At 71.6% G+C, this 13195-nt stretch carries 8 protein-coding genes; 4 read left to right on the top strand and 4 right to left on the bottom strand.

Features of this window, described 5'->3' with window-relative positions; genetic code table 11:
• Positions 1-3: 3 nt before the first annotated feature.
• Positions 4-2700, top strand: coding sequence for an ATP-dependent RNA helicase (locus tag OG510_RS29215; RefSeq protein WP_406140733.1), 2697 nt, complete (start codon positions 4-6; stop codon positions 2698-2700).
• Between the two features lie 15 nt (positions 2701-2715).
• Here the strand turns inward: OG510_RS29215 and OG510_RS29210 are convergent, their stop codons facing one another.
• From OG510_RS29210 to polA, 4 genes are all read right to left on the bottom strand, one after another.
• Complete coding sequence (locus OG510_RS29210) at positions 2716-3714, bottom strand: DUF3068 domain-containing protein (protein WP_406140732.1); 999 nt, start codon at positions 3712-3714, stop codon at positions 2716-2718.
• Between the two features lie 27 nt (positions 3715-3741).
• A complete protein-coding gene (locus OG510_RS29205; RefSeq protein WP_406140731.1) occupies positions 3742-3882 on the bottom strand; it encodes an SPW_0924 family protein in 141 nt (46 codons plus the stop codon).
• Between the two features lie 256 nt (positions 3883-4138).
• On the bottom strand, positions 4139-5386 hold the full coding sequence (locus OG510_RS29200; RefSeq protein ID WP_406140729.1) for a lytic transglycosylase domain-containing protein: 1248 nt from the start codon (positions 5384-5386) through the stop codon (positions 4139-4141).
• Between the two features lie 242 nt (positions 5387-5628).
• Positions 5629-8340, bottom strand: coding sequence for a DNA polymerase I (polA, locus tag OG510_RS29195; RefSeq protein ID WP_406140728.1), 2712 nt, complete (start codon positions 8338-8340; stop codon positions 5629-5631).
• Between the two features lie 124 nt (positions 8341-8464).
• On the opposite strand from polA, the gene OG510_RS29190 reads away from it, so the two are divergent.
• From OG510_RS29190 to OG510_RS29180, 3 genes are all read left to right on the top strand, one after another.
• On the top strand, positions 8465-10744 hold the full coding sequence (locus OG510_RS29190) for an FdhF/YdeP family oxidoreductase (RefSeq protein ID WP_406140726.1): 2280 nt from the start codon (positions 8465-8467) through the stop codon (positions 10742-10744).
• A 90-nt stretch (positions 10745-10834) separates the two neighbouring features.
• Positions 10835-11308 (top strand): PaaI family thioesterase, encoded by a 474-nt coding sequence (locus tag OG510_RS29185; protein ID WP_406140725.1) that lies wholly within the window; start codon positions 10835-10837, stop codon positions 11306-11308.
• A 625-nt stretch (positions 11309-11933) separates the two neighbouring features.
• Positions 11934-13163, top strand: coding sequence for a branched-chain amino acid ABC transporter substrate-binding protein (locus OG510_RS29180; protein WP_406140723.1), 1230 nt, complete (start codon positions 11934-11936; stop codon positions 13161-13163).
• Positions 13164-13195 lie beyond the last annotated feature (32 nt).

Genomic DNA, 13195 nt, shown 5'->3' with positions numbered 1-13195 from the left:
CCGGTGATCCGTACCGGCGCGCTCGACGTGCTTCCCGTCCGTACCGCCGTGCCCGCCCTGGAGCGGGCGCTCGACACGCACGGCGCCGCCGTCCTCTGCGCGCCGCCCGGCACCGGCAAGACCACGCTGGTGCCGCTGGTGCTTGCGGGACTGGTCGCGGGCGCGGACGGGAGCGGACCGGTGCGGGAGGCCGGGAGCGGACCGGTGCGGAAGGTGATCGTCGCCGAGCCGCGCCGGATCGCCGCGCGGGCCGCCGCCCGGCGGATGGCGTGGCTGCTCGGTGAGCAGGCCGGCGGCCGGGTCGGGTTCACGGTGCGCGGCGAGCGGGTCGTGGGGCCGGACACGGTCGTGGAGGTCGTCACCACCGGGGTGCTGCTCCAGCGGCTCCAGCGCGACCAGGAGCTGGCCGGGGTGGATGTGGTCATGCTCGACGAGTGCCATGAACGTCACCTCGACGCGGACACCGTCGCCGCCTTCCTCCTGGATGTGCGGGCCGCGCTCCGCCCCGATCTGCGCCTGGTGGCCGCGTCGGCGACCACCGACGCCGAGGGGTGGGCGCGGCTGCTCGGGGACGCCCCTGTGGTGGCGGCGCACGGTGTCTCGCACCCGGTGGAGACGGTGTGGGCGCCGCCCGTCCAGCCGGTGCGCCCGCCACATGGGATGCGGGTGGATCCCGCCCTGCTCACGCATGTCGCGTCGGTCGTGCGGCGTGCGCTGGCCGAGCGGACCGGCGATGTGCTCTGTTTCCTGCCGGGGGTCGGTGAAATCACCAGGGTGGCGGGGCAGTTGGCCGGTCTGGACGTGGAGGTCCTCCAGGTGCACGGGCGTGCGCCGGCCGCCGTGCAGGACGCGGTGCTCGCGGGCTCGGCCGGGCGCCGGGTGGTGCTCGCGACGTCGGTGGCCGAGTCGTCCCTGACCGTGCCGGGGGTACGGGTGGTGGTGGACGCCGGGCTTGCGCGCGAGCCGCGCACCGACCACGCGCGCGGGCTGAGCGCGCTCACGACCGTACGGGTCTCGCAGGCCGCGTCCCGGCAGCGTGCGGGGCGTGCGGGCCGTGAGGCGCCGGGCACCGTCTACCGCTGCTGGACGGAGGCCGATGACACCCGCCTCACCCGCTTCCCCTCCCCCGAGATCAAGGTCGCCGATCTGGCGGCGTTCGCCCTGCAGGCGGCCTGCTGGGGTGATCCGTCGGCCGGTGGCCTCGCCCTGCTCGACCCGCCGCCCGCCGGGGCGATGGGCGCGGCGCGCGAGGTGCTGGCCGCGATCGGAGCGGTGGACCCGGAGGGCCGGGCCACCGGTCGTGGCGTACGGATGGCACGGCTCGGGCTGCACCCGCGGCTCGCGCGGGCGCTCCTCGACGGTGCGCGGGAGGTCGGCGCACGCCGGGCGGCGGAGGTGGTGGCGCTGCTCAGCGAGGAGCCGCCCAGGGAGTACGGGGACGATCTCACCGCCGCGTGGCGCGCCGCCCGCGCGGGCGGCGACGGCTATGCGGGCCGCTGGCGCAAGGAAGTCCGCAGGCTGGCCTCGGGCGTGGACGGCGCGCGGGGCGGCTCCGGCAGTGAACGGGGCGCCCGGGGCGGCTTCGACGGCGAGAGGCATGCGCGGGGCGGCTCCGGCGGAGGGCCGGGTACGCAGGGCGGCGCGGGTGGCCGGGAACGTGCGCGGGGCGGCTCCGGTGGCGGTGGGCAGGACAGCGGTGGGCGGGACAGCTACGGGCAGGACAGCGACGACGTGGTGGCGGGGCTGGTGGCCGCCCTCGCCTTCCCCGAGCGGGTGGCGCGGGCCAGGGGCGAGGGCGCGTTCCTGATGGTGTCGGGCACCGGGGCGGAGACGGCGGCCGGGTCACGGTTGCGCTCCGCGCCGTGGATCGCGGTCGCGGTGGCCGACCGTCCGGCGACCGCCGCTTCGGCGCGGGTACGGCTGGCGGCCGTCATCGACGAGGACACCGCCCGGCTGGCGGCCGGACATCTGCTCGGCACCGCCGACGAGGTCCGCTGGGCGGACGGTGAGGTGCTGGCCAGGCGGGTGGAGCGGCTGGGCGCCGTCGAGCTGACGGTACGGCCGCTGAAGAACCCGCCGGCCGCTCTCGTACGGGAGGCACTCATCGACGGGCTGCGGCGCGAGGGGCTGGGGCTGCTGCGCTGGACCCCGCACGCACGGGAGCTGCGGCAGCGGCTCGCCTTTCTGCACCGGGAGGTGGGCGGCGGCTGGCCCGATGTGTCGGACGCGGCGCTGCTGGCGCGGCCCGACGAATGGCTGGAGCCCGAGCTGTCCCGGGCCAGGCGGCGGGGCGATCTGGCGCGGATCGAGGCCGGGCAGATGCTCGGCAGGCTGCTGCCCTGGGCGACCGGAGAGGCGGCACGGCTGGACGAGCTGGCGCCCGAGCGGTACGAGGTGCCGAGCGGGTCCCGGATCCGGCTGGACTACGGCGGCGCGCAGCCGGTGCTCGCGGTGAAGCTCCAGGAGATGTTCGGCCTGGCGCGGACGCCGACCGTGGCGGGGGTGCCGGTCCTGGTGCATCTGCTCTCGCCGGCGGGCCGGCCCGCCGCGGTGACGGCCGATCTGGCGTCGTTCTGGCGGGAGGGGTACCGGTCGGTGCGCGCGGAACTGCGTGGCCGCTACCCCCGGCATCCGTGGCCCGAGGACCCGTCGGACGCGGCGCCGACGCGGTACACGAAGGCGCGCCAGAACCGGGGGTAGGCAGATCCGACGGATTCAGACGATGACCGGTTCGGGGTCGGGCAGCCGGGCGTCCGGCCGGTCGGGGTCCCCGGGGCGTCGGCTGCGCGCCTCGAGCCAGAGCGCGAGGGCGAGCAGGCAGATGCCCAGGCCCAGGAAGCCCCAGGGCAGATACGAGGTGAGGAGCAGCACGAGCAGCCGGTTCGACTTCACCAGGTTGACGGTGTAGTTGACGTAGTCGGGGCGCATCTTCACGTCCCCCGCGAACGCCGTGACCTTGGCCCGGCCGCCCAGCAGGGTGCCGCCGCGCAGTTCCTCCTTGTGGATCTCCTCGCCGTTGACCGGGGCGCCGGTGACCGGGTCGACCCAGAACATCCGCTTGGTCGAGTACCAGCGGGTGGTGCCGGTCTTGGCGACGGACTCCGGGGTGATGCCCTTGACCGGCATCTTCTTGGGCATCGACACCTTCGTCCAGGGGATGGTCTCCTCGAAGTAGTAGACGTCGAGGCCGTGGAACTTCACCGTGCCCCGGTAGTGGATCGGGGCCGAGGTGTGGGTCTGGGCGTCGAAGTACTCGTAGTCGCGCTTCTGGGTGAGGAAGGGCCACTTGAACTCGATGCCCGTCCGGCTGACCGGGTCGCCGTCGACCATCTCGCCGGTCGCGTGGACCGGCGCCTGGGTGTGGGCGTCGAAGATGTAGCGCTCGGGGATCTCGGACACCATCTTGCCGTCGGGCCCCGCGACATAGGACAGCGAGTCCCAGACGACGACGTCGCGTCCCGCGCTCTGCTCGATGCGGTTGGATTCGGCCACATTGCCCCGGAGCGTCTGCACGATGGTGACCTGGGGAACCTTCTTGGCCTGCATGGTGCTGTAGTCGAGGAGGGTCGCGGGCTTCGCCTGCAGGACTTCCTCCTGGTACTGGTTGGCCGGGATCTTCGCCAGCCGGGGGAAGGCGTACCAGCGCAGCAGCGGGGACATGGCGGCGCAGAAGACCGCGAAGGCGAGCAGCACCAGACTGGCTTTACGGCGCATGGCCGTCCTCCTACTGGGTCTTGGGGCCTACTGGCTCTTGGGGCCGGGGACGGTGGTGAGCAGCGGTTTGGGCGAGGTCTTGCCGGTGGGTGAGCCGACCGCCGAGATGGTGAGGACGAGGGCGAAGGCCACGGCCAGCCCGATGGCGGCGGCGATGAGGGCGCGCATGCACGGCCTCCTACGGGATCTGATGCATCGTCAGGGATGGGGCACCGTAGCAACGCGGCGGCGAGATGAGAACACGTTGCGCGGACCTGTTGCCGGGAGGGCGGCCCGGCGGGCACGACTGAGCCCGGCCGCACACCGGTTTCGGTGCACGGCCGGGCTCAGTGACTCACGCGGTGGCTCGGCGCGGTGACTCGGCCGACGGCTCGCGCAGGGGCTCGGCCCGGCTCGGTGGCTCGGCCTGTCAGCCGGGTCCAGGTCAGCCGGTGGCGCAGGGAGTCGGGCTGCCGCTCTTGCTCGGGGACGGCGACGGGGAGGGCGAACCGCTCCCGCTGCCGGACGGGGACGGCGTGGGTGACGCGGAGGGACCGGCCGAGCCCGAGGGCGAAGGCGAGGGGCTCGGGCTCGCGCTGTCCGACGGCGAGGGCGAGGGGGTCGGGCAGCCGGAGCCGCTCGGTGAGGGTGACGGCGAACCGCTCGGGCTGCCCGAAGGACTCGGCGACGGCGAGGGCTTGCCGCTCTTGCTGGGGCTCGGGCTCGGCACGGAGATGGTCCCGGTGCCGGTCTTCGTCGGCTTGGGGCTGGGCTTGGACGACGGGAACGGTGACGGGGCGGAGGCGTGCCGGGACGGAGTGCCGCCGGTACGGGTCGGTGCGCCGCTGTCGCCTCCCCCGTGCCCCTGGCCGTCGGGGCCGGTACCGGTGGGCAGCACGCCCGTACCGTCCGGGACGTCGTGGACGCCCTTCCGGTAGAAACCGAGCCAGGACAGGACCGTGCTCAGATACTCCTGCGAGTGGTTGTAGCCCAGGATCGCCTGGTCGAGATCGTGCTGCACGGCGACGTCGCGGCCGTCGGCGCAGAGGTAACGGCCGGTGGCGAGCGCGGCGTCGAAGACGTTGTTGGGGTCCTTCGTGCCGTCGCCGTTCCCGTCCTGTCCCCAGGTGGCCCAGGTGGACGGGATGAACTGCATCGGGCCGACCGCCCGGTCGTGCGTCGCGTCGCCGTCGTACTGGCCGTTGTCGGTGTCGGCGATGTCGGCGAAGCCCGCGCCGTTGAGTACGGGGCCGAGGATCGGGCTGAGCGTGGTGCCCTCGGCGTCCACCCGCCCGCCGCGCGCCTGCCCCGACTCGACCTTGCCGATGGCCGCGAGCAGCTCCCACGGCAGATGGCATCCGGGATCGGTGCCCGCGACGGTCTGCTCCGCCTTGCGGTAGGCGGCGAGCACCGACGCCGGTATGCCGGCGGCGGCCGACCCGGCCGGAGTGGTGACGGGGGTGGCCGGTTCTGCGGGGGTGTTGAGCGGCGGAAGGTCGGTGAAGTACGGGGAGTCACCGCTGACCGGGGTGCCGGAGGGGGGCTTCGCCTCAGCGGCCTGTCTGCTGCTCTCGGGGGCCTGGCTGCCCATGGCGTCGGGCGCCTGCGAAGCGGTCATCGCCGCCACCGCCAGCGCGGCCACCGTGGTCGCCGTCGCTCCCTTGCGCAGCCGGCTGCTGAAATGCGGTGCCATGGATGTGGTCCCTCCCCCTCGACTGATCGCGCTCCCCAGCGCGGGACTCCGGTGACATTACGACAACTACCGCCCCCACGGCACGGGTCACTGACCGTTTTCACCGATTCTTCAGCTGAGATCCGTCCGGCGTCTTTCCGCCGCAGCGCGACATGCCGGAGCCCGTCCGGAGTCCTTCCTGGGCCCGGACGGGCTCCGTCTCGTACACGCCGCGCCCCGCCGGTCTGCCGGGCCGGGAGGGGTCAGTGCGCGGCGGACTCCCAGTCCGCGCCGACGCCCACCGACACATCGAGCGGTGCGCGCAGCTGGGCCGCGGCGGCCATCTCCCTGCGGAGGATCTCCTCCACCTGCTTGCGCTCGCCGGGTGCGATCTCCAGCACGATTTCGTCGTGTACCTGGAGCAGCATCCGCGAGGACAGTCCGGCCTCGGCCAGCGCACGGTCGACCTTCAGCATCGCGACCTTGACGATGTCCGCGGCCGTGCCCTGGATCGGGGCGTTGAGCGCCATCCGCTCGGCCATCTCGCGGCGCTGGCGGTTGTCGCTGTTGAGGTCGGGCAGATAGCGGCGGCGGCCCAGCATGGTCTCGGTGTAGCCGGTGGCGCGCGCCTCCTCGACGACGCGCTGCAGATAGTCCCGCACCCCGCCGAACCGCTCGAAGAAGGTGTCCATCAGCGCGCGCGCCTCGCCGGCCTCGATGTTCAGCTGCTGGGAGAGGCCGAACGCCGAGAGCCCGTAGGCGAGTCCGTACGACATCGCCTTGATCTTGCGCCGCATCTCCGGGTCGACGGCGGACTTCTCCACCCCGAACACCTGGGAGGCGACCGTGGTGTGCAGGTCCTCGCCGGAGGTGAACGCCTCGATCAGCCCGGCGTCCTCCGACAGATGCGCCATCACCCGCAGTTCGATCTGGCTGTAGTCGGCGGTCATCAGCGTTTCGTACCCCTCGCCGACGACGAAGCCGCGGCGGATGGCCCGGCCCTCGTCCGTACGCACCGGGATGTTCTGCAGGTTCGGGTCGGTCGACGACAGCCGGCCCGTCGCCGCCACCGTCTGGTTGAAGGTGGTGTGGATACGGCCGTCCGCGGCCACCATCTTGATCAGGCCCTCGACGGTCACCCGGAGCTTGGCCTGCTCGCGGTGGCGCAGCATGATCACCGGGAGGTCGTGCTCGGTCTGCGCGGCCAGCCAGGCCAGCGCGTCCGCGTCCGTCGTGTACCCGGTCTTGGTCTTCTTCGTCTTGGGCAGACCGAGCTCGGCGAAGAAGACCTCCTGCAGCTGCTTGGGCGAGCCGAGGTTGAACTCGTGCCCGACCGCCGCGTGCGCCTCCTTCACGGCCTGCTGCACCGCACCGGCGAACTGCTGCTCCATGCCCTCCAGATGGGCGCGGTCGGCGGCGATGCCGTGCCGCTCCATCCGGGCCAGCAGGATCGACGTCGGCAGCTCCACGTCGTGCAGCAGACCGGCGGCGCCGACCTCTTCGAGCCGCTCGCCGAACGCGTCACCGAGGTCGAGCACCGCGCGGGCCTGCGTCATCAGGGACTCGGCCTCGGCCTGCTCGTCCGTACCGAAGGCGAGCTGGCCGTCCGCCGAGGCGGCCGGGGCGAGCTCCCGGCCCAGATACTCCACGGCCAGCGGCTCCAGCGCGAAGGAGCGCCGGCCCGGCTTCACCAGATACGCGGCGAGCGCGGTGTCCATCGCCACGCCTTCGACGCGCCACCCGTGCTCGGGGAAGACCCGCATGGCGTTCTTCGCGTTGTGCATGACCTTGGGGCGCTGCGGGTCCGCGATCCAGGCGGCGAACGCCTGCTCGTCGGCCTCGTCCAGCTGTGTGGTGTCGAACCAGGCCGCGGGCCCGCCGGCCGCGGCCAGCGCGATCTCACGGACGCTGCCGGTGCCCAGCGCCCAGCTCTCCACGGTGGCCATGCCCAGCGGCTGTCCGCCGTGCTCGGCCAGCCAGGGGGCCAGCTGTCCTGAGGCCAGCACCGAGCCGTCCAGCTCCACTCCGGCGGCCGGGGCCTGCTGGGCTTCGTCCGCCGCACCCGGGTCGACCGCGAGCAGCCGCTCGCGCAGGCTCGGGTTCCGGATCTCCAGCACATCCAGCACGTGCGCGAACGCCTCCCGGTCGTACGCCGCGCGCTCCAGGTCCGCCGGGCCCTTCGGCAGCTCCACGTCACGGACCATCTCGGTGAGGCGGCGGTTGAGCCGCACCGCCTCCAGGTGGTCGCGGAAATTCTGCCCGGCCTTGCCCTTGACCTCGTCGGCGCGCTCCACCAGCTCGGCGAACGAACCGAACTGGTTGATCCACTTCGCGGCCGTCTTCTCCCCGACGCCGGGGATGCCCGGAAGGTTGTCCGACGGGTCGCCGCGCAGCGCCGCGAAGTCCGGGTACTGCTGCGGGGTCAGTCCGTACTTCTCCTCGACCTTCTCCGGTGTGAAGCGGGTCAGCTCGGAGACGCCCTTGGTCGGGTACAGCACGGTGATGTGGTCGGTGATCAGCTGGAACGAGTCCCGGTCGCCGGTGACGATCAGCACCTCGAAGCCGGCCGCCTCGGCCTGGGTGGCGAGCGTGGCGATCACGTCGTCGGCCTCGAAGCCCTCGATCGCGAAGCGGTCCACCCGCATCGTGTCCAGGACCTCGCCGATCAGCTCGACCTGGCCCTTGAACTCGTCGGGGGTCTTCGAACGGTTCGCCTTGTACTCGGGGAACTCGTCCGCACGCCAGGTCTTGCGCGAGACGTCGAAGGCCACCGCGAAGTGGGTGGGCTCCTCGTCACGCAAAGTGTTCGCCAGCATCGACGCGAAGCCGTAGACGGCGTTCGTCGTCTGACCGCTCGCGGTCGTGAAGTTCTCCGCGGGCAGCGCGAAGAACGCACGGTACGCCAGGGAGTGCCCGTCCATGAGGAGCAGGCGGGGGCGGGTGTCTGCGGTCTGCTTCGATGCTGTCTTTGCCACGGGTCCGATCCTGCCACGGAGCACCGACAATCCAGACCTCCGTACACCTCAGGGGAACCGTTGTCGGTGGCCCATGAAAGGATCGGACACGTACGAAGGATCCGCCCGCTCGAAGGGGAGCGCCATGGCTGCCAAGCCGCCCGCAGGTGACCCGGTCCAGGACGCGCCGCAGGTCGCGGCCCCGAAGCACGCCGCCGCCGGCCTGCCCGCCATCGGCCACACCCTGCAGATCGCGCAGCAGCAGATGGGCGTCGTACGGACCGCGCGGACCCTGCTCAAGGTCAATCAGAAGGACGGATTCGACTGCCCGGGCTGCGCCTGGCCCGAGGGCGAGAAGCGGCACACCGCGGAATTCTGCGAGAACGGCGCCAAGGCCGTCGCCGAGGAGGCGACGCTGCGCCGGGTGACGCCCGCGTTCTTCGCCGCGCACCCGGTCGCCGACCTCGCCACGCGCAGCGGTTACTGGCTGGGCCAGCAGGGCCGGATCACCGAGCCGATGCTGCTGCCCGAGGGCGGCGACCGGTACGAGCCGGTCAGCTGGGAGCGCGCCTTCGAGATCATCGCCGATGAGCTGCGCGCGCTGGACTCCCCCGACGAGGCGCTCTTCTACACCTCGGGGCGCACCAGCAACGAAGCCGCGTTCCTGCTCCAGCTCTTCGCCCGCGCCTACGGCACCAACAATCTGCCCGACTGCTCCAACATGTGCCACGAGTCGTCCGGCTCGGCGCTCTCGGAGACCATCGGCATCGGCAAGGGCAGCGTCTCCCTCGACGACATGCACCAGGCTGACCTGATCATCGTCGCCGGGCAGAACCCGGGCACGAACCATCCGCGGATGCTCTCCGCGCTGGAGAAGGCCAAGGCCGCGGGCGCGAAGATCATCTCGGTGAATCCGCTGCCCGAGGCGGGCCTGGAGCGCTTCAAGAACCCGCAGACCCCCCAGGGCATGATCAAGGGCGCGGCCCTCACCGACCTCTTCCTGCAGATCCGGATCGGCGGCGACCAGGCGCTCTTCCGCCTGCTGAACAAACTGATCATCGAGACCGAGGGCGCGACCGACGAGCTGTTCGTCCGCGAACACACCCACGGGTACGAGGAGTTCGCGGCCGCAGCGCGCGCCGCCGACTGGGACGCGACGCTCACCGCCACCGGCCTCTCCCGTACGGACATCGAGCAGGCCCTCGCGATGGTCCTCGCCTCCAAGCGGACCATCGTCTGCTGGGCCATGGGCCTCACCCAGCACAAGCACGCGGTGCCGACGATCCGCGAAGTCGTCAACATGCTGCTGCTCCGCGGCAACATCGGCCGCCCCGGCGCCGGTGTCTGCCCCGTCCGCGGTCACTCCAACGTCCAGGGCGACCGCACGATGGGCATCTTCGAGCGGCCCGCACCCGAGTTCCTCGACGCCCTGGACAAGGAATTCGGGATCACCTCCCCCCGTCACCACGGCTTCGACGTCGTCCGCGCCATCGAGGCGCTGCGCGACGGCCGGGCCAAGGTGTTCTTCGCCATGGGCGGGAACTTCGTCGGTGCGACACCCGACACCGAGGTCACCGAGGCGGCGATGCGCCGTGCCTCCCTCACCGTGCAGGTGTCGACCAAGCTGAACCGCTCGCACACCGTCACCGGCACCCGTGCCCTGATCCTCCCCACCCTGGGCCGCACCGACAAGGACGTCCAGGCGGGCGGGAAGCAGTTCGTGACCGTCGAGGACTCCATGGGGCTGGTCCACGCCTCCCGGGGCAACCTCACGCCCGCGGGCCCTCGGCTGCTCTCCGAGCCGGCGATCGTCACCCGGATGGCACGGGCGGTCCTCGGCGCCGAATCCACCATCGGCTGGGAGGAGTTCGAGAAGGACTACGCGACGATCCGGGACCGGATCTCGCGTGTCGTACCGGGCTTCGAGGACTTCAACACCCGCGTCGCCGCCCCCGCCGGCTTCTCCCTCCCGCACGCCCCGCGCGACGAGCGCCGCTTCCCCACGGCCACCGGCAAGGCCAACTTCACGGCGGCCCCCGTCGAGTATCCGAAGCTCCCCGAGGGCCGGCTGCTGCTGCAGACCATGCGCTCGCACGACCAGTACAACACCACGATCTACGGCCTGGACGACCGCTACCGCGGCATCAAGGGCGGCCGCCGTGTCGTCCTGGTCAACCCGGACGACGCCCGCGAGCTCGGCCTCGCCGAAGGCTCGTACACCGACCTGGTCAGCGAGTGGAAGGACGGCGTCGAGCGGCGCGCCCCGGGCTTCCGGGTCGTGCACTACCCGACCGCCCGCGGCTGCGCCGCCGCGTACTACCCGGAGACGAACGTCCTGGTCCCGCTGGACGCGACCGCCGACGTCAGCAACACCCCCGTGAGCAAGTCCCTGGTGGTCCGTCTGGAACAATCCGGCACGGCCTGAGCGTTTGCTTAGGTCACCGGGCGGCGGATCCCACCGGAGTCACGCCGCCGGTACCAGCGCAGCAGCCACGACGATCGGAGCCGGACCACCATGGGCGAGCAGACCACCGTGAAGTTCCCTCAAGAGGTCATCGACGAGTACGCCGCGCTCGGCGTCGACCTCCCGGGACTGTTCTCCGCCGGACATCTCGGCGAGCGGATGGACGTACGGATCGTCGAGGCGGCCGCCGACCGCGTCGTCGGCACCATGCCGGTCGAGGGCAACACCCAGCCGTACGGACTGCTGCACGGCGGCGCGTCCGCCGTGCTCGCCGAGACCCTCGGCTCGATCGGTTCGATGCTGCACGGCGGCCCGTCGAAGCTCGCCGTCGGTGTCGACCTCAACTGCACCCATCACCGCGGCGCCCGCAGCGGGCTGGTCACCGGGGTGGCCACCCCGGTCCACCGCGGCCGCTCCACCGCGACCTACGAGATCGCCATCACGGACGAAGAGGGCAAGCGGGTCTGCACGGCCCGGCTCACCTGCCTGCTGCGCGACGTCACCCCCGACGGCTCGGCGGGCTGACACCGGCCGCGGGCGGGCGACCGGGCCCGCCCGCCCGGCGCACACCGATCCGTTGCGCCCCGCACCTGCGCCCCGCACCCGCGTCCCGCACCCTGTGCCCGCGTCCGCGTCCGCGTCCCGCACCCTGCGCCCTGCGCCCGCATCCGCGTCCGCGCCCCCGCGGCCTGATCCGCGGCACCCTGATCCGGAACACCGACCGTCGCGTTTTCACGTAACGCTGCGTAACACAATCGCAAAGAATGAGCGAGTCCGCGCCCCCTCGGCGCCCCGCCGCCGGCCAGTCCGGCGGCGGCTTCGCGACATCCCCGCCGCACACCCGCCGACAGCACCATGATTGCCTCAAGCCCCTTAGCGGAACTGCACGTTCTCACATCCCGGGCAGATACATGGTGACCGCATTTCTCCCAACTGTCCGCAGTGCGCCCGCCGTTCACGGCCCGGGTCATAACAAGACAGTCACATCCTGACCTTCAACGGTCCGCACTTCCGCCACCTGCGCTTAGAGTCACGCCCAGTCACCGCGCCGCCGGGCGCGTCTGCAGCACGGCCCTGCACCAACCCAGTACGGCCCGGCGAGACCTACGGCGCCTCAGCAGAGGCGGCGGCGCCAGGGAGAGGATTCATCGTGCGACAGCGTTCGTTGCTCATACTCACCACCGTGCTGACCACAGGCGCACTGACACTCACCGCTTGTGGATCGCGCGACAACAAGGACAGCAAGGGCAGCAGCGACAGCAAGACCGAGGTCGTCATCGGCGTCGACGCGCCGCTCACCGGAGCGAACTCCGCCACCGGCCTCGGCATCCAGGGCGGCGTCAGGGTCGCCATCGATGACGCGAACAAGAACAACACCGTGCCCGGCGTGAAGTTCAGCATCAAGGCGCTCGACGACAAGGCCCTGCCGCCGACCGGCCAGCAGAACGCCTCGGCGCTCGTCGCCGACAACAAGGTCCTCGGCGTCGTCGGACCGCTCAACTCCGGTGTCGCACAGACCATGCAGCAGGTCTTCGCCACCGCCAACCTGGTCGAGATCTCCCCGGCGAACACCGCCCCCGAGCTCACCCAGGGCAAGAACTGGCAGACCTCGAAGACCCGCCCGTACAAGACGTACTTCCGCACCGCGACCACGGACGCCCTCCAGGGCGGCTTCGCCGCGCAGTACGCCGGGCAGACGCTCAAGAAGAAGAAGGTCTTCGTCGTCGACGACAAGCAGACCTACGGCGCCGGTCTCGCCAAGCTCTTCAAGTCCAACTTCCTGAAGGCGGGCGGCAAGCTGGCCGGCCAGGACCACGTCAACACCGGTGACAAGGACTTCTCCACCCTCGTCACCAAGATCAAGAACTCCGGCGCCGACATCCTCTACTACGGCGGCCAGTACGACGAGTCGCAGATCATCACCAAGCAGCTCAAGGACGCCGGCGCCCACATCCCGCTGATGGGCGGCGACGGCATGTTCTCGCCCACCTACATCAAGACCGCGGGCAAGGCGGCCGAGGGCGACCTCGCCACCTCGGTCGGTGTCCCCGTCGAGTCGCTGCCCGCAGCCAAGGACTTCATCGCGAAGTACAAGGCCGCCAAGTACACCGGTGACTACGGGACTTACGGCGGTTACTCCTACGACGCCGCCACCGCCATCATCAAGGCCGTCGGCGCCGTGGTGAAGGACGGCAAGGTCCCGTCCGACGCCCGCCAGCAGATCGTCGACGCCGTCCAGAAGACGGACTTCGACGGCATCGCGGGCCACGTGTCCTTCGACAAGTACGGCGACACGACCAACAAGCAGCTCACCGTGTACCAGGTCAAGAACGGCGCCTGGAAGGCCGTCAAGAGCGGCGTCTACACGCCCGCCGGCTGACCAGGAACACCGCAGTGCACAGGCCGCGCGGC

The organism is Streptomyces sp. NBC_01089 (assembly GCF_045162975.1).
In the GTDB taxonomy this organism is placed as follows: Bacteria; Actinomycetota; Actinomycetes; order Streptomycetales; family Streptomycetaceae; genus Streptomyces.
The sequence above is the reverse complement of the archived record's forward strand: the minus strand, read 5'-3'. Positions and strand labels throughout refer to the sequence as shown.